This window comes from Aquimarina latercula DSM 2041, from assembly GCF_000430645.1.
GTDB lineage: Bacteria > Bacteroidota > Bacteroidia > Flavobacteriales > Flavobacteriaceae > Aquimarina > Aquimarina latercula.
Map to the genome: position 1 here is coordinate 1,412,627 of NZ_KE387185.1, position 22,380 is coordinate 1,435,006.

The window sequence follows — 22,380 nt, forward strand, 5'->3', positions numbered from 1 at the left end:
GATTGTTCTAAAATCTGGACTCAAAAAAGTAATTACTTCTTAGTACCAACCTTTTTAATTTCTCAAAGAACCTTTAAGATTGTTCTTATCCCTAGAGTAGCATAAGAACTGATCTACTAGTCAACGTTTTTGTCATTTTTACAGCCTGACAAGCCGTGGATTAGTTTTAGAAGATAACCCAAACTTCTTGAAAACGGATTTTGAGTCCATTTTGGCTACATTAAAAGTGTAGTGCTCTACCTACTGAGCTACAAAGCAAATGGTGCTTTGACGGGAATCGAACCCGCGACAACCAACTGGTCTGTTGTTCTAACCACTGAACTATCTGCCTTAGACAGAGTGGGAGTCGAACCCACGACCTACAGAGTCGAGACTATTATTTGGTTAATAGTCAAACCTTCAAGGCAAGTTGGATATGAAGTGATCATACAAAACTGCAATACTTCATACAATAGTGCTATACAGAAACACCCAACAAGACTTGCTTGATATTTTTAAAGAGTTCAATAAATTTTTCTTTTGAAGCGCAATGGTTCAAAATTGAACTACTCATAAGCTTTAAGGGATTTGTATTTATAAATAAAATGGTCTCATCTATATTGGATAGGACGTCTTTAGAATTATAAAAAGAAATAGTTTTTTCTATATGTTCTTTTGAAAAATCAAAAGCATCAATTCCACAGCATTCAGCAACACAGTATGTTTCTAAATCTCTCCAAAATTCTTTATTGTTTTCTAAGAATTGATCTATATCAATAACTTTAGATATTTTTTTAGTACTCATAATCATGTTTTTTATCAAAAGCCCTGCTATTTATTTCCCTCACTTAATAGCAGGGCATTACTACAAACCCTAATCTGTTTACCCCTTATAAAAGAGGGTTTGTTTAATTACTCTGCAAATATTTATTATATGAGCGCAATGTATTTGCGTAGTAATTATTTATTTGTAAAAAAATCGATTTTGATCATTTTTACTACTTGGGGTATCTGTATCAGGATACAGCGCTTTGGTCATACTATTGATATACATAGTAGCCCATTTTAAAAGTAAATGTTGTAAGCCATTTGTTCCCTTTCTTTTGATAATCGTTGGTTGTGTTTTCATGATATTAGTTTTTACATCATTTGTTATTTATGGATTGTTTAATTGTTCATATTCGTGATCACGCCTATCTATTTCTCCGAGAGGGCTTCCTTTAAAAATGGAGATGTTCTTAAATCCATTTTCTTTCAGAATTAATGAATCTTCTTTTTTAACAGCTCCTCTTCTAGAATTTCCGTAATCACCAGTAAGCTTTTTAGTAGCAGGGTCTAGATCACCCCAAAGCTTATCTGGTTTGCCATTATCGATTGGTTCTACGAAATAGGTAATACCAGTAATTTTGGATTGAACTATGAACCTTCCCGTGTCTTCAGTTTTACATAAAAACCTTTGTAATAGATTGTTTTTCATAGTTTAAAGTTTAATTGTTAGTGGAACAGATAGGATTTGAACCTATATCTTCGGATCTTCAATCCGACGCATTGACCAACTTTGCTACTATTCCTTTTAGGGTGTACTCCGGGACTTGAACCCTGTTCTTCTCATTCACAGTGAGATGCTTTACCAGATAAGCTAGAGACACCATTTTCTAATTTTAGAGTATTTGATTTTCAGAGTATTGATAAATAAATCTTTATATTAGTCCGTAAGATTAGAAAACAAGTTTTATGGATAATATATCGACCATTGTTTTAGCTGCATCCTTATTTATTATAATGTTAGGTATGGGGTTATCTCTTGTTATAGATGATTTTAAGAGAATACTTATTTATCCTAAAGCAATTTTGGTTGGTTTAGCGAATCAGCTTATAGTCTTACCACTTGTAGGTTTTCTGTTAGCATCTGTGCTATCGCTAAAACCGGAAATAGCTATTGGAATTATGATATTAGCAGCCTGTCCAGGTGGAGCGACTTCTAATTTGATTTCTCATTTAGCTAAAGGAGACATTGCATTATCTGTAACGCTTACAGCATTTAGTAGTTTGATAACGATAATTACGATACCGTTCATAGTTAATTTTTCGTTACTTTACTTTTTATCAGAGGATCAAACTATTCAATTAAATGTAATTGAAACTATTATTCAGATTTTAGTTATAATTATTATACCTGTTGCTATTGGCATGATCATAAGAAAGTATAATGAGTCTTTTGCATTAAAGATGGCTAAACCGGTAAAAATAGCTTCAGCATTGGTACTTGGTTTAGTTATTGTTGGTATTCTTATTAAAGAGAAAGACAATTTCATTTTTTATTTTAAAGAAGCTGGTCTTGTCGCTTTATTATTGAATATTTTGACGATGGCTATCGGTTATTATTCTGCAAAGCTATTTCGTGTTCATCAAAAAGGCGCCATATCTATCGGAATAGAATCTGGTATTCAAAATGGTACTTTGGCGATAACCGTTGCAATTGCTATACTTCATAATACTTCTTTTGCAATTGCTCCAGCCGTATATAGTCTGTTAATGTTTTTTACAGGTGGGATCGCAATATTTTTTGGTATTCGAAATAGTAAAAAATAAAGTACTATATATTGACCTTCTTTTTATGAATTGATAGTAACTAAGGCATTGGGAATCGAACCCAAGACTTCCGCGATATAGCCGCGGCACTCTGCCACTGAGTTATACCTTAGTTTGATGACCTGAAAGGATTACTCATTAGGTCAATATTTGATAATTTTGTATTTGTGAATGCTTGGCATTTCGAACCTTTACACCAAGAGTCAAAGTCTTGGATGCTGCCGTTACATCACAGGTCAGTTTGTAAGCTCAATAGGAGTCGAACCTATACTTCAAGGGTCGTAACCTTGGGTGCTTCCATTTACACCATGAGCCTTTCTTGTACTCCACCTAAGATTCGAACTTAGACTGAACCGGGTTTAAACCTGAGCTTCGCTCGCAATCTTCGATAAAGCGTTGCTTTTTCTCGCCTGTCTCTGCCATTTGGGCTAGCGGAGCATTCGTACAGGAAGAGAGATTCGAACTCTCAAGATCTTGATTCTAAGTCAAGCGCGTATGCCGTTCCGCCATTCCTGCATTAAAATTGTACTCTGTAGGAGAATCGAACTCCTATTTCCTCATAGAAAGTGAGGTGTACTAAACCATTATACGAACAGAGCATTTGTATATCTACTAAGACTTGAACTTAGACTTAGGGATTAGAAATCCCTTGTGCTTCCAATTACACCATAGATATAACTTTAGACCGAGAAACAGAGTTGTCTCTGTTTTCTTAGAGAGTCTAGGCTTGAACTCATTATTGTTAGTTTCAAAATGAGTTAATTTGTCTGAGAAGCAGGATTCGAACCTGCGACCTCTCGCGTCCAAGGCGAGTAAACAAAACCACCGTTATCTTCCCAGATTTATAGCGGAAGAAGTGGGAGTCGAACCCACACGAGTCATTAGCTCCTAACAGTTTTCAAGACTGCGGCCACCACCTATTGGCTTGCTCTTCCGTTTTTTAGCAGTATCGACGGGATTCCCTTCCACCTAGCTCAGGATAAACTTCTCATCCCGAATCCTGCTTTGCAGTACCGACGGGATTCGAACCCGCGACCTTCCGAGAGACAGTCGGGTGCACTAGCCACTGTGCTACGATACTATATTCCTAAATAGATAGGAGTCTTTAATTTTATAATTTGTATTTAGCGCGCTTACTCGGATTTGAACCCAGATTAAAGATTTTGGAGACCTTTGTGCTACCATTACACTAAAAGCGGCTTATTATTATATTTAGTGGAAGTAGTAGGACTCGAACCTACAAGCTCCGAAGAGACCAGATTTACAGTCTGGTGAGCCAACCAATTGCTCAATACTTCCATTTTTTAGAGACAAGAACAGGAATCGAACCTGTAAAAAACGGAGTTGCAGTCCGTAGCCTTAACCATTCAGCCACCTTGTCTTAGCGATACCAGTAGGATTTGAACCCACATCTTAAGAGTTAACAGCTCTTAGCTTTACCAGTTAAGCTATAGTATCAGTATTGCGGAGGACAAAGGAATTGAACCTTCACTGTGATTAGACAGACTTGTTTAGCAGACAAGCGCAACAAACCAATATTTGCCTATCCTCCTTAAAGTTGACACAGAGGGATTTGAACCCACATCACCTCGATTAAAAGTCGAGTGCTTTTCCAATTAAGCTACGTGTCAATTTTGGTTTTCAGTATGTCAATGAACTATGTAAATAAAAAAAGGCGCCTTATTCGGGCGCCTTTATATATCTTGTGGATGTATGTCGGTTTATAATCGCATACGTTTCCTTTCTATATAATAGACACCATATATATTCCAATCGGAACAATACTCTCCTTGCTTGCTAAAGAGACGGGTAATACTATGTTGTAACTTATTCGGTATCATTTTAATTTATTTGTTTTAGTAACTATGTAATCAATATTGATATTTAGTTGCACTTTGATTACGATGCAAAGATCAAAACTTTTTTTAAATCTCCAAACATTTTTTGAATTTATTTTACTGAAAATCAGTTAGTTATGTTTGTTTTGGGTATAGGAATCCCTGCTCGTTTTTCAACAAGTTTTGGATATTTTGGCAATCGTCTGTCTCTCTGATGCTTACTTTCCAAATGCTATTCTTTATGTACTAATTAACTTTTAAACATTTTTTGATTTTTTTTAATAAAAAAAGCGTCCAATTTCTTGGACGCTTTTTATTATATATAGGTTTTATCTAAATCACTTCATAATTTAAGGATTAAAATAGCCACATAACGTCCGGTTTCGATTGGATAATTCTACTATCCATCGATAATCACACTGACTAAACAGCGATTTCGGGTTGATATGTGCTCTATTTCTTGTCATTTGTTATGCAAATATTGGATAATCTAGAGGTATTAACCAAATTTCATTTGCGTTTTTTATATTTAATCCTCTAGTTTAGAATGAATTTAAGCGATTTTTCTTTAAAAAGCAAAAAAGTATTATATAAAACTATATTTGTATTTTTATCAATAATGACAGTACAAGACTTTTTAAATTGGTTCAGCAATCACCCTAATTTATTATTAGGTTATTTTGCAATTATTTTAGCGTGCACTTTAATCGGCTTACTTTTTGTAAAGCCGTCGAATTTTAAACCACCTATTAATTATTTCTACGGAATTTTAATTTATGCGGTAACAATACCAGGCTTGTTATCTTTGGTTTTACTTCTTTATAGTTTTTTCTTTCTAAAAATTAATTTATTACAACTTGATTTGGTAACATACTTTGTTCCATTATTATTCATGATTGTAGCCTTAGTTATTATAAATAAAACGATCCCTATGTCTCGAATTCCTGGTTTCGGAAAGTTATCAGGACTATTCATAATTATTATAATAACGTTCATAATAACATATGTCCTACAGAGAATGTTTTTTGGTGTATTCTTCGTAGGAAGGTTTCAATATTTACTGTTGTTTTTCTTGGCTTTATTATTTGGGCTTAAAATAGCTTGGGACCGTATAGTAAAATGATTGAAAAAATAATAATTGTAACATTTTGATGCTAGATGATACCTATATTATAAAGGTATATAAGGAAATACTTATCTTAGGTCCTTCTAAAAACACTTATTTTTTTAAATTTGTTTAAATTCACTAACCATGCTAAAAAATTTAAAGTCCTTATTTATAGTAGATGATTCTGAAGAAGAGAATAAAGAGACTTCTGGATCATCTGAAAAAGCTGATGTAAGTTCGGATAAAAAGCCAGCCGCTTCAACACCACCGCCGCTTCCTAATAATCCAATAAGTTCTTCCTCAGAAGGAGTTTTGGACACTAAAATCGTAGAAAAGTTATTACAAGCTATAGAGAAAAATAATCTAGATGGTTTTGATTATTTAGAATATAAAAAATCTCTAAAAGCGTTGGAGAAAATGCCAATGGATGAAGCGACGAAATATCGTTCTGCATTTGCCACTGCATCAACAATGGGAGTTACCTTAGATAAGCTTTTACAAACTACTAATTTTTATATAGGAGTTTTAGATAAAGAAAATGAGCAGTTTATAGGCGCTTTTAAAAATCAATTTGACAGCAAGGTATCAGGTAGAGAAAGAGAGATTGCTCAGTTTGAATCAATCATAAAAGAAAAATCAGAGCAAATTAAAAAGCTAACAGAAGAAATTGCGAAACACCAAAAACAGATTGGTGATTTAAAAGCTAAGGTAGAAGAGAGTAATAGTAAGATAAATAAAACACAAAATGATTTTAAAGTATCTTACAGTCATCTAAAAGCTCAGTTCGAAGAAGATATTGTTAAAATGCAGAAATACTTAAAATAAATGGACAACAACTCATTGAAACCAAAAACATTTTGGAAAAGACCCGAAGGTAAAACCGGGATGTTATTTATGGGACTTTTAGGAGCTGGTGGATTATACGGATTGTATAAAGTACTTCCCTTTCTAATTAATATTGTAGAAAATACATTATACCTAGGAGTTTTATTAGCTGTATTAGGGGCATTAATATATATTGTATTAGATCCTAAGATGAGAAACCTTATTTTCTATATGTATAAATCTTTTATGCGTTGGTTAACAGGTCTTTTTATACAGATTGATCCGATAGGGATTCTTAAAAGTTATATTGATGATCTTCATAGTAACTTAAAGAAGATGAATAAGCAAATTGCTGTTCTAAAAGGACAGATGAAACGTTTGCAAACCATTATATATGATAATAAGAAGAATATCAATAATAATCTAAAGCTAGCAAGTGCTGCAAAAGAAAGAGATAAGAAAGGGATTATGATTCTTAAATCTAGAAAAGCTGGTAGATTAAAAGAATCTAATATGAAACTTGATGAACTTTATAAGAAGATGGAAATCTTATATAGAGTTTTAGTTAAGATGTACGAGAATTCAGAGATATTATTGGAAGATATAGAGGATCAAGTGATGGTTAAGGAGCAAGAAAGAAAAGCAGTAAGAGCTGGACATTCTGCAATGAAATCTGCAATGAACATTATTGCAGGAAATAATGACAAGAAGGAAATGTTTGATCGCGCATTAGAAGCAATAGCTGATGATGTAAGTATGAAGATAGGAGAGATGGAGCGTTTTATGGAAATGTCTAATAACTTCATGGATTCTATTGATTTACAGAATGGAATATTCGAAGAAGAAGGTTTAGAATTACTTGAGAAATGGGAGAATGAAGGAGTTTCTCTTATTCTTGGAAATCAAAAAGACCTGTTAGTGCATGATCAACATAGTGTAGATCTGGATGCACCTATAGTTAAAACTAAAACCCAAAATAATCAATACTCAGACTTATTTAATTTTGAGGATTAAAAAATAACACTAATCAAAAATCATGGCAAAAGGAAGATTAACACCGTTTTCAAAAATTTTAATTGTAGTGCTCATTATTGGAGGACTATATTTTTTACTAAATAAATTTGTAAGAAATAACCCAGAGGCTAAAGAAAAAATAGAAGAACTAACTTCTTCTTCTGATAAAGGAGAAACAAAAGAAGGATATAAAGATGTTATTAATGTAGGGGTAGTAACTTGGGGAGGATATGCTGGAGGACAGTATTTCAACGAAGGATTTAAAGCCAATACAGCATCGAGATTCTATAAAGATTATGGATTTAAGGTAAACTTCGAAGTTATTGATGACTTTGATGCTTCTAGAGATGCATTTAAAAATGGTTCTATAGATCTAATGTGGGCAACAATTGATGCGTTCCCGACAGAAGTAGAAGGGTTATCGCAATACCAACCACAAGTTGTGTTCCAGGCAGATTGGAGTCGTGGAGGAGATGCTATTGTAGCAGCAAGAGGAATTAATAAGGTCAGTGATCTTAGAGGTAAGAAAATAGCCGTAGCGCCAATGACACCATCACATTCTTTTTTAATTTGGTTATTGGAAGCTAGTGATATGACGACCAAAGATGTTCAGTTGGTAGAAGTACCAAGTGCAATTGATGCTGCTGATTCTTTTAAAAGTAATACTGTTGATGCCGCTGTTGTTTGGAGTCCGGATGATGCGGATTGTGTAGCAAAAGTAGCAGGTTCTAAAGTATTAGAAAGCACTAAGAATGCAACACATATTATTGCTGACGTATTTGTTTCTAAAAAAGAATTTATAGAAACACATAAAGAGCAATTACAAGATTTATATGAAGGTTGGATGATTGGAGCTTCAGAATTAAACAATTCTGATAGCAATAAGAGAAAAGCGGCGAAGATACTTGCAGAAGGATTGTCGCAGCCAGAAGATTTCTGTTATGACGCTATAAATAATGTACGATTAGCTACTCATGGAGATAACAAAGATTTCTTTGGGTTGAACTCAAATTATACAGGTGTTACAGGAGAGGATTTGTATAATAAAATGAAAGTGAAATATAATAATCTTGGATATAGTACTGCTGGTGCAAAAAGTTGGAGATTACTTTCTACTAAGGATTTAGTAAATAAAACATCGCTATCTGGTGCTTCTCATAATGCCGAACAACAAAAGCAGTTTACTGCAGTTGATAAAACATTGGAGAAAAAAGAATCGCTTTCGTCAAAAAAAGTAAGTATTAGTTTTAGAACTGGAGAGTTTCAATTAGATGAAAATTCTAAACAATTAATAGATCTTCAGTTTACGCCAATCGCAAAAGCATTTGCGAACGCACGTATTAGAATTGAAGGAAATACTGATAATGTTGGATCTAGAGGTCCTAATGTTGCACTATCTAAGAAAAGAGCGCAATCAGTTGCAGATTATTTGATCCAGCAACACAGCATGCCAACGAACAGATTTATTATTTTAGGAAATGGTCCAGATAAACCAGTTCCTGGATGCGAAAGAAATCAAAATGCAGATTGTAAGTCTAAGAACAGAAGAACAGATTTTGAACTGGTAGTAGACTAATGGTAGGGATTAAAAGACTGTTTGAACTTAGGGGAAACTTAGAATCAAAGGATAAAGCGATACTTACTGTAATCGGTGCTTTGATTCTAATTGGATTATGGTTTTTGTTAGCAGAAGTTTTATCTACCTCTGTAATTACACAAGATGAATCGATAGATATTTCTAAGATTGCTCAAAATGAGCGTAAGTACTATGAAAATGATTCTCTTTTAGTTGCTAGTTACGATACTTTAGAACAAATGAGTCTTGAAGAACTGACATCATTTGGGTTAAAGAAAAATAAGGTGTATCCTTTGCTACCATCACCAATTAAGGTTATTAAAGCTTTTCCTGATCTGAATAAAAACGATGATGTAATCGGAAATACTTTTTATTCTATTAAATTAAACTTTTTAGGATATCTGGTAGCAATCCTTGTATCTATACCTATTGGTTTTTTATTAGGTTTGATTCCGTTATTCCGAGGATTATTTAGTCAGATTATAAACTCTTATCGTTTTATTCCGTTGACTGCGGTGACCGGGATTTTTATTATGTGGCTGGGATTGGGAAGTGATATGAAAGTATCTTTTCTAGCATTCGGTATTATAGTATATCTGATACCTGTCGTCATCCAGCGGATTGATGAAGTCCAGAATGTATATCTTAATACTGTTTTTACCTTAGGAGCTACATCTTGGCAAACTATTAGAACAGTATATATTCCATATGTATTCTCTAAGATTATTGATGATATTAGGGTGTTAACAGCTATCTCTTGGACATATATCACTATTGTAGAGATGTTGAATAAAGGAGGAGGAATAGGAGAATTAATTTGGACTGCGAAACGACAAAGTAGAATAGATAAAGCTTTTGCTATACTAATTATCATAGTGGTTATAGGGATATTACAAGATCGATTGTTTGTAATGATCGATAGAATATTATTTCCATATAAACACATAAATAAAGGAAACAAACATTAATATGGCATTACAGTTTACAGATACTCCTCAGGCTCCTAATGTTATAGAACTTAGAGGGATTTCTCAATCATACGATGGAGGAAAAACTAAAATTATAGAAAACTTAGATTTATTAGTAGAGGACAAACCAATGCAAGGACAGTTTTCTGTCATTTTAGGAATGTCCGGATGTGGTAAGTCAACTTTACTGAGATATATTGCGGGATTGCAAGAGCCAACTGCAGGAACGGTGTTAGTCAAAGGGAAACCAGTAAGTAAAGAAAATAGGGTAAGCATGGTATTTCAGCAATATTCATCTTTGCCTTGGATGACTGTGTTGGATAATGTTGGTTTGGGGTTACGTTTTAAAGGTGTTTCTAAGAAAGAACGTGATGAAAAAGCGATGGAAATGATCCAGCTGGTTGGATTGGATGGGCACCAAAAGAAGTATGCACAATATCCTACATTATCTGGGGGACAATTACAGCGTGTAGCCATAGCTCGTAGTTTGATGTCTAATCCAGAAATTTTATTGATGGATGAGCCTTTTGGAGCACTTGATATTAAGACACGTTTACAAATGCAAGATTTACTAATCGGTATTTGGGAAAAGTTTAGCCCTACAATTTTATTTGTTACTCACGATATACAAGAAGCTGTGTACTTAGCAGATGATATTTATATAATGAAACATGCGCCGTCTCATTTTGTTAAGCATATAGATGTTGATTTACCGTTTAATAGAAATAGAGAAACGAAGCGATTAGCTCATTTTGACGAATTGGTGCATCAAGTAGAAGATGCAATGATGCAGATTGATGCAGGGAGTTAATTCTTAATTTTAGTATTGCTTTATAGTTTTTAGTGATCTATAAACTATATTATAAAAACGAAAAAAAGGAAGAAATGAGAAATATAATCAGTATTGTGCTAATTCTAGTATCATTTACAATTTTTGGAGTTCGAATCGCTAAAAAGATACAGTTTAAACAGAATGTTTCTGGATATTTAAAGAGAGCAGCAGATGCAAATACTATTGAACTTGCTCATGAAGAACTGACCAAAGTTATTGATTATTTAGAAGCTAATAATATCACTAGTGGATATACTTCTATGATATGGGAAACCCCTGATGAAGATATTAGTTTTTGGTATAGAAATTTAAAAGCCAGTCAAGCTGAACTTCAAAATTTAAAATCTAATAGTGCTTTAGAACGGACTAATGTATTGATAAAACTACGAGAAACATTGGTAGATACTGGTAAAAGTACTAAAGTTACCGTGCCGAGAGGTTTAGCGGTTTATCCTAATAATGGATTGTGGGGGATTTTAATTTTAATAGCATTATTGTCCTTGTTTTTTAGTTTTATATTATTTGCAATAGAATCCGAGAAAAAATCAAAAAAGAAGAAAGAACAACAATTATCATCATCCTAAATTAAATAGTGTAGGAGTATTATGACCAATAGAAAATACCATAAAACCACAGATCATTTTTTTTCAAAATTAACTCAGGAACATAAAGCTTCTTTTTTTAAAGGAAAATCGGTTAATCCGTTAAAGATATTATCTATTTCTTCTGCATTTCCAACGCTAAGAATAAAGGATGAAGATCTGTTAGTGTTATATTCTTTAAAAGATTCAATTGACGAATTAGATTTTATTATTACTACACAACATATCCATCTTGCGGATAACAAGATTCCATTAGTTAAGGATGTGTTTCTAGATGTCAAGTTTAGTGCTTTTCCTAAGGAGCAGATTACGTTACTTAATAATTTTGTAGATGATTTGTTATTAACTAAGAAAGATGAGAAAAAAAATCTTTCTGATTTTACCAATAAGTTTAAAGATTTCGTAAATCAAAAAGAAGATACCACTCAAGATTTTGATATCGATTATGAGTTTCTACAAATTCTAAAAAACGAAGGAGAGAAGATTCAGAATTTGGCAGAAGACTTAAATAATAACAAGCGTTTTTCTAATACAATTAACGCTATCGTTCATAAAACAGATGATGCTATTGAGTTTAAGGCAGAACATGTAATTCTTCAGGATATCATTAGGGTATTCAATATGATATATCCGTTGAGTGATAAAAAAAATACGGTTGCAGATGCTAAGGTGAAATTTTTATTAGCATTTATGTTCGAGAAGCTTCAGGGAAATGATATTATAGCTTCTTTGTCTATAGAACGGATTAACAAATTTGTTCAATCAGAAAAGTTTGATGAAAACATAGAAGTAATTAAAACGGCTAGTCTTTTTGATTTAGGCAATGAATATAAGAATGAATTTTTATTACCGTCACTTTTAAAACGATTAGATAGCCAGCATTTTGCTAATTCTGCATCATTTTTATATAGAATAGCTTCTTTGATAACTAAAGCGGATGGGACAATTTCTGAGGAAGAGACAACCTTACTGAAGAAGATCAATAGTAAATTACAACATCCTAAAGAAAAATTAGAAGGAGTAAAGCAAACAGAGATCGATGAAAATGAAACGTTAGATGATGTAATGGATGAATTGAATGAGTTAATTGGTCTAGACAATATCAAAACTTCTGTAAAAGAATTATCTAACTTTTTAAAGGTACAAAAGCTACGAGAAGAAAAGGGTCTTAAGAATGTAAATAACTCATTACATTCGGTTTTTATGGGACCTCCGGGAACTGGTAAAACAACAGTAGCACGTTTGGTGTCTAAAATATATAAACATTTAGGATATTTAGAAAAAGGACATCTTGTAGAAACAGATAGAACAGGAATGGTAGCTGGATATGTAGGTCAAACTGCATTAAAGGTAGAAGAGGTAGTAAAGACTTCGCTAGATGGAGTGTTGTTTATTGATGAAGCATATTCTCTGGCAAAGGATAATAAAAAGGATTTTGGTAATGAAGCTGTAGAGGTATTGCTAAAAAAGATGGAAGATCATCGAGATCAATTGGTTGTTATTGCTGCGGGATATCCAGATGAGATGGAAGAATTTATAGAGTCGAACCCTGGATTACAATCACGATTTAATAGATACTTTACATTTGATCATTATAAGCCAAAAGAACTCATAGGTATTTTTGAATTGTTTTGTGGCAAGAATGATTTTGTATTGGCAGATGAAGCAAAGGAAAAATTAGAGTTTATTTTTGATAAACTATACGAAAAAAGACATAAAAGTTTTGGTAATGCTAGAGTTGCTAGAAATTTGTTTGAAAAGATTATAGAATACCAAGCGAATCGTATTGTATCAATAACTCCACTTACCGAAGAATTATTAAAGACAATCATAGAGGATGATATTCCACCGATTAATCAAACCGTAGATGATTATTTAAGATTTCAGAAGGACGAAGAAGAAGCTTAATTTTAGTAGGATATGCATATAGAAAAAGTACTATCATACTATCAGGATTGTTATAAGCAAGAATTTAGAGATAATGATATATTAAATTTTTTAGGAACAAAAGTTCACAAGCGATTCTTTCTAAGTAGTATTGATCAGTTATATCGTGAAGATGATTCCGTCTTTATGAAAACAGATTTTGGAGAAGAGTTGTATAAGTATCTCGAGATCCATAGAAAAGAAAAGACATTTGTTGCCTGTAGTTTTTTTATTACCGGAAAGCTAACTTTTTTAGGTAAAAAGAGAACAATATGTGCTCCCTTAATTATTACTCCTGCGTCATTAGAAATTAATAATGAAGCATTATATCATATCAATTATAATTTTGAAGAAAATAGAGCTAATGATGCTTTGCTAAATTTATTAAAATCTAATTTTAATCTTGATGATTCGTTTGTCTTGGAGATGAAATCATTGATTAATGATCAGGATCCGGAAAAACAGGATATTCGCAAAGTTGCCAGAAAGCTAGGAGAGCATATAAAAATTGATACAATTGCCCTAGAAGATTTGCCTGAGCTTGTTTCGGGAGAGAAATTAAGAAGTCATTTAAAATCACCTTCATTAAAGTTACTTCCCGCAATTGCTTTGGGTATTGTCGAGAAATCAAAATCCAGCAGAGATGTTTTACATGAAATCGATGAGATAAAGGAAAGACATTTATTTAATGATACACTTAGAAGTTTCTTTTCCAGAAGAAAAGTAGAAGTTGATAAAGAAACCAATTCGAAAGAAGCTGTATATGTACCTTCTAATCTTAGTGAGTCACAATTAGATATTATTCAGGCCGTAAAATCAAATGATGTTACTGTAGTAATTGGTCCTCCAGGAACTGGTAAATCGTACACCATTGCTTCATTAGCTCTAGATCAAGTATATCATAATAAAAGTGTATTGATCTGTTCTAAATCCGATCAAGCAATAGATGTACTCCAAGATAAAATAATACAAGATTTAGGAGTAAAAGGTCTTTCTATTAGAGCAGGTTCTGGTAGAAGTCACCGTGCTACCTTAAGAAAGAAAATAGAATCAATTACTAGGTTTAGAAAATCTGGAGGAGATTTTTTTATTCCTAAAAAGCAAGCTGAAATTGATTATGCTAAAAATAAAATAAAGGAGATAAGCGAAGAAATACAAGAAAGAGAGGGTAGAGAAATTAAAAATGCTGAGCTGTTTTTGGATCACAAGCCTTCTTTTTTTAAAAGATTGAAGCGAAAATATGTTTCTAAAAAAGTATTAGAAGAATATCCTTTTTGGCAGCTAATAGAATTGTTGGATCATTATATTCACCAGAGAAATAAGCTGATTAAAGAAATCATTTCTTTAAAATACCAGGATAAGATTTCTAATTTATTACAAAAAGATCGAACTTTTTCTCAACTATTGAAGCTTGTAAAAACTAAGGATATTGTAGAAAGAGATCGCTTATTTCAGGATATTAATTTTATATCAGTATTACAATGCTTACCTATTTGGATTACAAAGTCAACAGATGTTAGTGATGTGTTTCCTTTAGAAAATGATATTTTTGATGTAGCCATTATAGATGAAGCTTCTCAATGTGATATTACGACAATGATTCCTGTATTGGCCAGAGCTAAAAAAGTGGTAGTCGTTGGTGATCCAAAACAACTAAGACATGTTTCTTTTTTATCTAGACAGGTAATGGAAAATACTGCCAATAATTACGGTCTAATAAAGGGAGAGGATGTAATGAATTACAGGGAAACGAGTTTCTTAGATTATGCCATGGAACGACTTCCTTCTAACAATAATATTCATTTTCTTGATGAACATTATCGCAGTGTCCCAAGTATTATCCGATATAGTAATCAGAGATTTTATTTTGATAAGCTAAAGGTAATGTCGGATTTACAAATACATCATAAATCTTCTGCTATACATTGGATATTTTGTGAAGGCGAAAAACTAAAAGATGGGACTAACCTTAGCGAGGCTGACAAGATTTTAGAAGATGTACAACAAATAATTGATCAGGAAATTCAGGTTGCGGTTGGCGTAGCAACGACCATAGGTATTCTTTCTCCTTTTAGAGATCAGGTAAATTACCTAAAGAATAAGATAGAAGAATATGATCTTGCCGCGATAAAGAAACACAAAATAGCCGTTGGAACACCTTTCGAATTTCAAGGAGAGGAACGTGATCAAATGTATATCACATTTACCATTGATAACAACATAAGCAGTTCTGTTTTTCAATATTTAGATAGAGAAGATGTATTTAATGTAAGTATAACCCGTGCTAAACAAAAACAGTTTCTGTATTATTCTTTTGATCCTAAGAATTTTAAGAATAAACATTTATTAATTGATTACTTATCAGAGACTAGAATACATCATCAACATAATCGAGCGGAAGAATATATTGATAATTTCGCAACAGAAGTACACGAGGAATTGATTCAATTAGGAATCCAAGAACAAGATATTATTGTCAATTATTCATTAGCTGGATATATAATGGATATTTTAGTAACTTTTAACCAAAGAACGGTATGTATTGATTTGGTTGGATATCCAGGAACCTTAGAAAAAACGTTTTCCATAGAGCAATACAAAACACTATTTAGAACACAAATACCTATTATAACGATACCGTATGCTTACTGGTTACATAATAAGGAGGCATGTTTGGGTCATATTGCAAAGAAAGTTAGAATTAAGAAATGATTACTGAAAAAGAAATATCAAAGCAAATAGGCAGAACTATTAAATCACCTATTCGAGTTGGCAGTGTTGCTGACTTAAGAATAGATGTAAGTTCTTTTTTGCATTTTTTTAGACCATTTTTTTCTCAATTACAAGATGATGTATATTTAGTAAGAAGCAAACAAATCACTTTTTTGAAGGCAAGTTTTTCTTCGGACTCGGATGCTATTGAGAAACTTCATAAACCTTACTTTGAAGGTACAAAGTCGATAGATGTTTTAGCATATTGGATACAGCAACTCGATGAGGGTCAAAAACAAGAATTTGATCGGTTATCTACAATAACAAGACAGCGTAATATAGCTACTTTTTTAATTGAAATTTGGGATGATCAGTATTTTGTAGAAAGAATAGTGGAACAAGGTTTTGAACAAGATGTTGATGATTTTAGAGTGTGGAAACGTGTTTTTAAACAGGCTAGTAGAAATGCTGTAGAGAACAAATTGTTTTTTGAATTGTTAAAAAGAATGGCTGGTTTGGTAAAAAAGATTCATCCAGAGGTTAGAAAAATCCAGATCACCAGTCATTTTATGAGAACTATTTCTAAAGAAAAGATAAAAGGGGAAAATTCCCCAGAAGGAGTACATGAAGATGGTGCTCAGTATATCATGTCTGCTTTAGTGGTTAATAGACAAAACATAGTAGGTGCTGAGAGTCAGATTTATGAAAAAACAGATGCAAGTAACAATGAACTTATTTATAATAAAGTTTTAGATCCCGGAGAGTTTATTTTTCAGGCGGATACAGGAGAGGAATTTACTTTCGGCAATGACCTTTGGCATTACGTAACTCCTATTGAACCAGAAGACATTTCAAAACCTGGAATACGAGATATTATTGGATTTGATATGGATATTTTAGAGTAACGATTCTCCAGTTGTCTCTTCTAGTATTTTTGATTCTTTTTCTATTTGTTTTTTGATAAGTTTAAAACTAGTCTTTTGATATAATTTGCGTAATTCATTTTTTCCTTCTACATCGAATTTATTGGCAAGTGTCTGAATACATATAATACCTAATGATCGAGATGTAGTACCATAATTAGTACCTAATGTTACACCAAAACAGCGTTCTAAAATGGTTGTAATAAATTTGACACATTTTTGGTGTTTTCTAATACCAGCAAGAGATACTAAACCCTTTATTATGTCAATATTCTCTATATATACTTGTTCATAAGTGCCATATATATCATCCTTAGAATTGTAGACTTTATTTCTTAATGTAACGCTTCTTAGTTTTAGATAAGAAGATTTACGAATGATATTATATAGAAAAACATCAAATTTATTTTCGTCTGTATTATCAATACACGTATTGATTTGTTGTAGTGTATTTTGGTCGATTGTATCGCAAAGAATTTTTAGAATTTTAGAAAAATTATGTTGATATTTTTCATTCATGCCAGAAAGTAGTTTGTTTACATGTGTTCCGAATGAATCTGGTAATAATTGAAAAACATATGCCGAAGGAACTAAGCTTATTTTACTATTTTCTAGAATTATCCTATGAATAGTACTTTTAGCTTCCATATACTCTTTGATAGGTAAGTATTGTATGGATTTAGAACGTAAAAAAGAATGTAAGCAAGTATTAAGTTCTGGACTTATTTTATGATCTGAAGAATATTTTTGTAGTTGGCGTAATAAAGGACGTAACGGATAATAGTAGGGATAAGTATTTTTCCATAGTTGAAAGAAATGCGTAAAATCTGTATTGTTCAATCTCATTTTGGAATTAAGAACAAGTTGACCAAGAGCGCGTTTAAAATTTTCGGGAATCTCTGATTTAGTTTCTATAAATCTTATGCGTTTTGATCGATCTTTTTGGGATATCTCTGGTGTGATAAAATAGAAAAACTGCTTTTTAATTTCTGGGTGTGATGTGATTAATTTTTTATAATGTTCTAATGAGTTAAAACCAATTTTATAAAGATCATTATCCTCATAATTAGAGATCATTTTAGCTTCTTCATAGATGTCAAACAATAATTCTTCAATTTGAGATATATCTGTGTTAATACTATCCAAATCTATAATTTCTACAATTCTTTTTTCGTCAGTTAGTGTGTCAGAGTTAATGTGTACTAGTTCTTCTTCTGTTATTTGTAGAGGTTTTTTTAGTCCAAAGAACGATAGTATTTTATTGATATTATTAGGCATTAATGATGGTAAAACTATTTTATATTAGACCTATTCCATTACTTTCTTCCAGTATTTTCGAATACTTTAATATTTCATTCTTAATACCTTTATAGGTAGTTTCTTGATATAGTTTATTCAGTTCTTCCTTCCCTTTCTGATCGTATTGAAAAGCTAATGTGTATATACATAATTTCCCTAAAGATTGAGAAGTTTCTCCTAATCTAAGGGCTTTTGCATTAGAAAAAGAACGATTTATAATTTTTAAGAGATGAGGAATTAGACTTTTTTTATTATTAAAAGTCGCAAGTGATAAAATCATACTTTTTAAAATACTGATATTTTCTTTTTTTATGTATTGACAATTGTATTGAACTTCTAAACCAGAATTATAAGTAACTTTTTCGACTCTTAAATTACTCATCTTAGGTTTAAAGATAGAAGCTTTTTTTATAAATTCTATTATTTGCCTTTTGTAAACATTCTCACCAATTACATCTATATGTTTTTGAACTAAAACGAGTAATTTAAATGGATTATAAAATTCTTTATTAGTCTCGAAAATTTTGAATATTATGCAATAAGCATCTTGTTCTTTTTGATTACTATTTTTTAGAAATTTATTTATGTAATCAGCAAAAGGGTCTGAAACTAACAAAAATAAAGGGTGGTTTTCTTCTTTGTCGTTAGTATATGTATGGAGTATTTTCTGTATGGTATTTCTAGCAGTTTTGTAATAGGAATAGAAATGATTGTTAAACCTTGGGCTTTTTAGAAATATTTTTAGATAATTATAAAACTCTTCACTGATATCATCCTTTTTAGATTTTGCTCGTAACCTAGAGGTTATAGAACCTATTGTAACATAAGTAGGATATTCTACCCAAAGGTTCATAAAATATTTAAAATCTTTTTCCTTAAAATGCAAGTTAGATCTTAATAATAGATTTAGCATTTCATCAAGGTACTGTCTTTTTAACCTATCTACAGAGGCTTCAGGAGTTGTTTCTAACTTAATAATTTCATTAGATATCCAATAAAGAAAATCCCTTTTAAAAGAAACCTGCTGTTCCGATAAAAATTTATAAGATTTTAAGCTTGTAAATTTTGGTGCCCAATAGTTATATCTATTGATTTTAAATTTTTCTGTAGCTTCTTTAAAAATAGTATCTGATAAAGCAGAAAAGCTATCTTTAAAGAAAGGAGTAGTATCTACGTTAATAGTATTTTCTTCTTGCTTACTTTTTTTATTACTAGAGTTATTAGTTATATCTTCTAATTCTTTTTTAGTAATCTCAAACTTAGATTCCTTAATCCCAAAAAGAAAAGAAAGAATTTTACCCATAATTATTATTTAAACTATTCAATAAAGTTTGGATAAATTTTATGATAATACACAACTAATATCATCCAAAGAAGAACCATAATCAAAACTAAAATCTATATGGACCAAATCTCCTGCTTTTACTTCTTGAGTATTGGTGGTTTTTAATACCGTCGGAGGCATTAAACTATCAGTACCTGTAAAATTAGAGCCTTCTGTCACTTCTACATAAGATTCTAAATACAGTGCATTTATAGTTCCTGAGAATAACACTGGAACAGAAAAACTAAGTTTTACACCTTGTTTTTTTTCTTTTAATAATTCAATTTCGTTAACCAAAAACTGCTGAGTTAAAAACATAGGTTGATGTCTAGTAAAGTTAACCGGGTAATGATGCACATCCGAGTCGATCTCAGCTTCGCATAACCGTGCAAAATTTACAATTCGATTCGGAAACAATTTTCCTCCAGGTTTTAAGAAATCTCGCATATGCTGAAAAATCTGTACTTGAAATTCATTAGCACAGTAAATACTCATTAACTCACCAACAACAAAATCTACTTTTTCAGGTAAATCTACAGTTAGCGCATCAGCATAGATTACTTCTACTTTATCCGCCCAAGGATATTTGGCAATTTCTTTATTGATAAAAGGAATCAGATCAGGATTGTTTTCAATTAGATATGCTTTTTTTACAAAAGGCATGTATAGTTTAGTAAGTGGTAATGTTCCTACACCTATCTCGCAAACTATAGCGTCTTTAAAATTATTATTAAGCTGAAAAGCTTTATGAAAAGCATCTACTCGCTGTTTGTCAGTTTCCATAATCTTATAATAGATTTCTGGAAAACCAAAATGAGATTCATCAAAAGTTTGCGCTTTTAGTAAGCTATATTTTAACGCATCGTAATTATCAATTACCTCCTCAAATAATTTGTCTTTCATTCCTTTAATGATTGTTTTTAGTAAATATAGTAATTAGTGATCTAAAGATATGAATAGCTGGAAAACATAAAAATGAAAAAACTTTAAAAAATCTAAAAAATAGGGGTAGGGTGTTCTTCTATAGATTCGTTCTATTAATATGATCGAATTACTTAACGTAAAATTCATAATTCCGAATGCAAATAGAATACATTTATTGGGAATGAATATTTGTTTATAAACTGATCACCAATTAATAAATTTTGATTTAGATGAAAAGGGGACGTTTTTTCTAAAAAAATATATTGGTGATCAGTATTCGGATATTATATAGTTGATAGTAAAATAATGTTACTAACCGAATAAGAAAAATCATGCAAAGCTCATTGTACAATTTGTGTTAGGCTATTTTATTTGGGAAATAGTCTTCAATGAGCTGGAGCATGATATAAAAATGACGATTGCGTGAAATGTTCAGTGTTGTTTTTTAAAAAATGATAAAAATAAATTTTCTATTCACAGCCAAGATCTATTCTTGACACCACATCATTATTAGGAGAACAATTTCCGGAGTTTATTGTATCTGGTACATATCTCATTAGGTTTGGATCTCTAAGTCCATTCTCTATAAATAAAACCAAGTTATTTATTTGATTTTCTGTTAAACTCTGAACATTTGTAAATAATCTGTGTAACCTCTCTTCAGGTACTTCAATGTTTTCTGGAACTCCCTTAAGCTTATACTCTACAATATCCCTAACGGAAGTAAAAGTTCCTCCATGGCCAAAAACGCCATTGTCTATGAGGTTGTATAGCGTAGGAGTTTTGAACTTATAATAATCTCTTGGTTTATTTGTAAACCCTCCTCTTCCTCTTTTTACATTAGGAAAATTAGTGTCATCCTGTACCAAAGCACTATCAGTATCATCAAAATCTCCCATGCCAAGTGCATAAAAGTTTTTGTCATTTAGCGCTGGTCCGTTATGACATTTAAAACATTTTGCTTTTCCAAAGAACATTTTTGCACCTCTTTTTTCTTTATTTGTTAACGCGTTGTAATCTCCTTTAAGCCATTTTTGCCAAGGAGATTGATTAGGAAGTACGGTTCTTTCATATGCTGCAATAGCTAATCCAGCTGTTTCTCTTGTATAGCGTTCTTCTTTTAGGATTTCCGGAAATGCTTTGTTAAACATCTTTTTGTAATTGAAGTCTTTGGCAAATTTTTTATTGACTAACAATCTATGAACATCCTGTCCTTTTAAAGCTTGTACTTCTACACCTTGAAACCCCAAAGCATTCTCTGGTATACCGGTCCAATTAGCTTCGGTTCCTTCATTTGTTCCTGTCCCGCCAAACTGCCCATTCCAGAGCATTACATCTTGATAGGCTACATTTAGTATGGTAGGAGAACGTATGGGTTGTATATCGATATCATTGGTGGGAATAATCGAATTAAAGCTTCGATTTTCGCCCTTTGATCCAAATCCTACTCCTCCTTCTCCAATACCTTGTCTAACGCCCGCACTAAAACCTGCAGCAGCATGATGGCATGAAGCACAGGAATACGTGAATAAATTCGATGCTGTTTTTGGATTTCCACCTGTGGCAGTTTCATGAAATAGAAGTTTTCCTAAAGCGACCTTTTCCGAAGTAATAGGGTTTAAAGGGTCTTGTGGGATGTTTTCGTAATTGTCACTATCAGGGAGGATAAAAAAAGAAACTCCTTCGCCATCTGTTACACTATCTAGTTTAGTTAAAAGTTTTATATCTAGTTCAGAAGGACTGGTTGTTGTTTTAATGATAGATTCATTTATTGGGAAGTATTCATCTTTTTCACAAGAAAAGAAAATGAGGACAATTATAAAAAAAACTATTTTTTTCATTTGCAATGAGTTCAAATTATATTGTTAGTGATAAACGGATAATTATTAAGGATAATCATGATAAGCTCATTGATGTATGTTTTAAGCAATCTATTCG

At 32.0% G+C, this 22,380-nt stretch carries 17 protein-coding genes and 14 tRNA genes; 10 read left to right on the plus strand and 21 right to left on the minus strand.

Annotated elements, in window-relative coordinates:
* Positions 1–457: 457 nt before the first annotated feature.
* The 5 genes from H526_RS0124035 to H526_RS0124055 all read right to left on the minus strand — a co-directional run bounded on the left by H526_RS0124035 (position 458) and on the right by H526_RS0124055 (position 1,631).
* Positions 458–784 carry a DUF6331 family protein gene (locus tag H526_RS0124035; protein WP_027395293.1) on the minus strand — a complete coding sequence of 109 codons (327 nt, stop codon included), beginning with the start codon at positions 782–784 and terminating at the stop codon, positions 458–460.
* A gap of 159 nt (positions 785–943) precedes the next feature.
* Positions 944–1,108, minus strand: coding sequence for a hypothetical protein (locus H526_RS31965; protein ID WP_155839767.1), 165 nt, complete (start codon positions 1,106–1,108; stop codon positions 944–946).
* Positions 1,109–1,135: 27 nt separating this feature from the next.
* Positions 1,136–1,456: a hypothetical protein gene (locus tag H526_RS0124045; protein ID WP_027395294.1), complete on the minus strand. Its 321-nt coding sequence runs from the start codon at positions 1,454–1,456 to the stop codon at positions 1,136–1,138.
* 21 nt (positions 1,457–1,477) lie between these two features.
* Positions 1,478–1,550, minus strand: a tRNA-Phe gene (locus H526_RS0124050).
* A gap of 3 nt (positions 1,551–1,553) precedes the next feature.
* A tRNA-His gene (locus H526_RS0124055) sits at positions 1,554–1,631 on the minus strand.
* An 82-nt stretch (positions 1,632–1,713) separates the two neighbouring features.
* Here H526_RS0124055 and H526_RS0124060 point away from each other — a divergent pair.
* Complete coding sequence (locus H526_RS0124060) at positions 1,714–2,571, plus strand: bile acid:sodium symporter family protein (RefSeq protein ID WP_027395295.1); 858 nt, start codon at positions 1,714–1,716, stop codon at positions 2,569–2,571.
* Between the two features lie 40 nt (positions 2,572–2,611).
* Here H526_RS0124060 and H526_RS31970 read toward each other — a convergent pair.
* The 12 genes from H526_RS31970 to H526_RS0124110 all read right to left on the minus strand — a co-directional run bounded on the left by H526_RS31970 (position 2,612) and on the right by H526_RS0124110 (position 4,202).
* Positions 2,612–2,683 (minus strand) — tRNA-Ile (locus H526_RS31970).
* A 132-nt stretch (positions 2,684–2,815) separates the two neighbouring features.
* Positions 2,816–2,887: transfer RNA gene (locus H526_RS0124065), tRNA-Arg, on the minus strand.
* Positions 2,888–3,014: 127 nt separating this feature from the next.
* Positions 3,015–3,087, minus strand: a tRNA-Leu gene (locus H526_RS0124070).
* Between the two features lie 250 nt (positions 3,088–3,337).
* Positions 3,338–3,411, minus strand: a tRNA-Pro gene (locus H526_RS31975).
* Between the two features lie 8 nt (positions 3,412–3,419).
* Positions 3,420–3,506 (minus strand) — tRNA-Ser (locus H526_RS31980).
* 73 nt (positions 3,507–3,579) lie between these two features.
* Positions 3,580–3,652: transfer RNA gene (locus H526_RS0124085), tRNA-Asp, on the minus strand.
* Between the two features lie 45 nt (positions 3,653–3,697).
* Positions 3,698–3,771: transfer RNA gene (locus tag H526_RS0124090), tRNA-Trp, on the minus strand.
* Positions 3,772–3,787: 16 nt separating this feature from the next.
* A tRNA-Tyr gene (locus tag H526_RS0124095) sits at positions 3,788–3,870 on the minus strand.
* 9 nt (positions 3,871–3,879) lie between these two features.
* Positions 3,880–3,952, minus strand: a tRNA-Cys gene (locus H526_RS0124100).
* A 4-nt stretch (positions 3,953–3,956) separates the two neighbouring features.
* Positions 3,957–4,029 (minus strand) — tRNA-Asn (locus tag H526_RS0124105).
* Positions 4,030–4,036: 7 nt separating this feature from the next.
* Positions 4,037–4,123: transfer RNA gene (locus H526_RS31985), tRNA-Ser, on the minus strand.
* 6 nt (positions 4,124–4,129) lie between these two features.
* Positions 4,130–4,202, minus strand: a tRNA-Lys gene (locus H526_RS0124110).
* A gap of 1,459 nt (positions 4,203–5,661) precedes the next feature.
* Between H526_RS0124110 and H526_RS0124120 the strand changes: the two genes are divergently transcribed.
* The 9 genes from H526_RS0124120 to H526_RS0124160 all read left to right on the plus strand — a co-directional run bounded on the left by H526_RS0124120 (position 5,662) and on the right by H526_RS0124160 (position 16,877).
* Positions 5,662–6,342 carry a hypothetical protein gene (locus H526_RS0124120; protein WP_027395297.1) on the plus strand — a complete coding sequence of 227 codons (681 nt, stop codon included), beginning with the start codon at positions 5,662–5,664 and terminating at the stop codon, positions 6,340–6,342.
* Positions 6,343–7,356, plus strand: coding sequence for a hypothetical protein (locus H526_RS0124125; RefSeq protein ID WP_027395298.1), 1,014 nt, complete (start codon positions 6,343–6,345; stop codon positions 7,354–7,356).
* A 22-nt stretch (positions 7,357–7,378) separates the two neighbouring features.
* Positions 7,379–8,932 carry a phosphate ABC transporter substrate-binding/OmpA family protein gene (locus tag H526_RS0124130; RefSeq protein WP_027395299.1) on the plus strand — a complete coding sequence of 518 codons (1,554 nt, stop codon included), beginning with the start codon at positions 7,379–7,381 and terminating at the stop codon, positions 8,930–8,932.
* Positions 8,932–9,900: an ABC transporter permease gene (locus H526_RS0124135; RefSeq protein ID WP_027395300.1), complete on the plus strand. Its 969-nt coding sequence runs from the start codon at positions 8,932–8,934 to the stop codon at positions 9,898–9,900. The genes H526_RS0124130 and H526_RS0124135 overlap by 1 nt, the downstream gene beginning before the upstream one ends.
* Position 9,901: 1 nt before the next feature.
* Positions 9,902–10,711 (plus strand): ABC transporter ATP-binding protein, encoded by an 810-nt coding sequence (locus H526_RS0124140; RefSeq protein WP_027395301.1) that lies wholly within the window; start codon positions 9,902–9,904, stop codon positions 10,709–10,711.
* A gap of 74 nt (positions 10,712–10,785) precedes the next feature.
* Positions 10,786–11,316 (plus strand): hypothetical protein, encoded by a 531-nt coding sequence (locus H526_RS30060; protein ID WP_035086350.1) that lies wholly within the window; start codon positions 10,786–10,788, stop codon positions 11,314–11,316.
* 21 nt (positions 11,317–11,337) lie between these two features.
* The gene (locus tag H526_RS32245; protein ID WP_211237857.1) at positions 11,338–13,242 is read left to right on the plus strand and encodes an AAA family ATPase; all 1,905 of its coding nucleotides are present in this window, start codon (positions 11,338–11,340) and stop codon (positions 13,240–13,242) included.
* A gap of 12 nt (positions 13,243–13,254) precedes the next feature.
* Positions 13,255–15,972 carry a DEAD/DEAH box helicase gene (locus tag H526_RS0124155; RefSeq protein WP_027395302.1) on the plus strand — a complete coding sequence of 906 codons (2,718 nt, stop codon included), beginning with the start codon at positions 13,255–13,257 and terminating at the stop codon, positions 15,970–15,972.
* A complete protein-coding gene (locus H526_RS0124160) occupies positions 15,969–16,877 on the plus strand; it encodes a 2OG-Fe dioxygenase family protein (protein WP_027395303.1) in 909 nt (302 codons plus the stop codon). The genes H526_RS0124155 and H526_RS0124160 overlap by 4 nt, the downstream gene beginning before the upstream one ends.
* Here H526_RS0124160 and H526_RS0124165 read toward each other — a convergent pair.
* The 4 genes from H526_RS0124165 to H526_RS0124180 form a co-directional block, all read right to left on the minus strand.
* A complete protein-coding gene (locus tag H526_RS0124165; protein WP_027395304.1) occupies positions 16,869–18,173 on the minus strand; it encodes a hypothetical protein in 1,305 nt (434 codons plus the stop codon). The two genes, H526_RS0124160 and H526_RS0124165, sit on opposite strands and share 9 nt — an antisense overlap.
* Before the next feature lie 19 nt (positions 18,174–18,192).
* Entirely contained in the window at positions 18,193–19,497 is a 1,305-nt protein-coding gene (locus tag H526_RS0124170) for a hypothetical protein (protein ID WP_027395305.1), read from the minus strand.
* Positions 19,498–19,536: 39 nt separating this feature from the next.
* A complete protein-coding gene (locus H526_RS0124175) occupies positions 19,537–20,421 on the minus strand; it encodes a methyltransferase domain-containing protein (RefSeq protein WP_027395306.1) in 885 nt (294 codons plus the stop codon).
* A gap of 491 nt (positions 20,422–20,912) precedes the next feature.
* Complete coding sequence (locus tag H526_RS0124180) at positions 20,913–22,283, minus strand: cytochrome-c peroxidase (RefSeq protein WP_027395307.1); 1,371 nt, start codon at positions 22,281–22,283, stop codon at positions 20,913–20,915.
* Between the last annotated feature and the right edge of the window lie 97 nt (positions 22,284–22,380).

Excerpts from the sequence above, each read along its gene's own strand:
- H526_RS0124140 (WP_027395301.1), top strand. The coding sequence starts at position 9,902 with ATGGCATTACAGTTTACAGATACTCCTCAGGCTCCTAATGTTATAGAA.
- H526_RS31965 (WP_155839767.1), bottom strand. The coding sequence starts at position 1,108 with ATGAAAACACAACCAACGATTATCAAAAGAAAGGGAACAAATGGCTTA.
- H526_RS0124035 (WP_027395293.1), bottom strand. The coding sequence starts at position 784 with ATGAGTACTAAAAAAATATCTAAAGTTATTGATATAGATCAATTCTTA.
- H526_RS0124155 (WP_027395302.1), top strand. The coding sequence starts at position 13,255 with ATGCATATAGAAAAAGTACTATCATACTATCAGGATTGTTATAAGCAA.
- H526_RS32245 (WP_211237857.1), top strand. The coding sequence starts at position 11,338 with ATGACCAATAGAAAATACCATAAAACCACAGATCATTTTTTTTCAAAA.
- H526_RS0124175 (WP_027395306.1), bottom strand. The coding sequence starts at position 20,421 with ATGAAAGACAAATTATTTGAGGAGGTAATTGATAATTACGATGCGTTA.
- H526_RS0124165 (WP_027395304.1), bottom strand. The coding sequence starts at position 18,173 with ATGCCTAATAATATCAATAAAATACTATCGTTCTTTGGACTAAAAAAA.
- H526_RS0124170 (WP_027395305.1), bottom strand. The coding sequence starts at position 19,497 with ATGGGTAAAATTCTTTCTTTTCTTTTTGGGATTAAGGAATCTAAGTTT.
- H526_RS0124125 (WP_027395298.1), top strand. The coding sequence starts at position 6,343 with ATGGACAACAACTCATTGAAACCAAAAACATTTTGGAAAAGACCCGAA.
- H526_RS0124135 (WP_027395300.1), top strand. The coding sequence starts at position 8,932 with ATGGTAGGGATTAAAAGACTGTTTGAACTTAGGGGAAACTTAGAATCA.
- H526_RS0124130 (WP_027395299.1), top strand. The coding sequence starts at position 7,379 with ATGGCAAAAGGAAGATTAACACCGTTTTCAAAAATTTTAATTGTAGTG.
- H526_RS0124060 (WP_027395295.1), top strand. The coding sequence starts at position 1,714 with ATGGATAATATATCGACCATTGTTTTAGCTGCATCCTTATTTATTATA.
- H526_RS0124180 (WP_027395307.1), bottom strand. The coding sequence starts at position 22,283 with ATGAAAAAAATAGTTTTTTTTATAATTGTCCTCATTTTCTTTTCTTGT.
- H526_RS0124120 (WP_027395297.1), top strand. The coding sequence starts at position 5,662 with ATGCTAAAAAATTTAAAGTCCTTATTTATAGTAGATGATTCTGAAGAA.
- H526_RS0124160 (WP_027395303.1), top strand. The coding sequence starts at position 15,969 with ATGATTACTGAAAAAGAAATATCAAAGCAAATAGGCAGAACTATTAAA.
- H526_RS30060 (WP_035086350.1), top strand. The coding sequence starts at position 10,786 with ATGAGAAATATAATCAGTATTGTGCTAATTCTAGTATCATTTACAATT.
- H526_RS0124045 (WP_027395294.1), bottom strand. The coding sequence starts at position 1,456 with ATGAAAAACAATCTATTACAAAGGTTTTTATGTAAAACTGAAGACACG.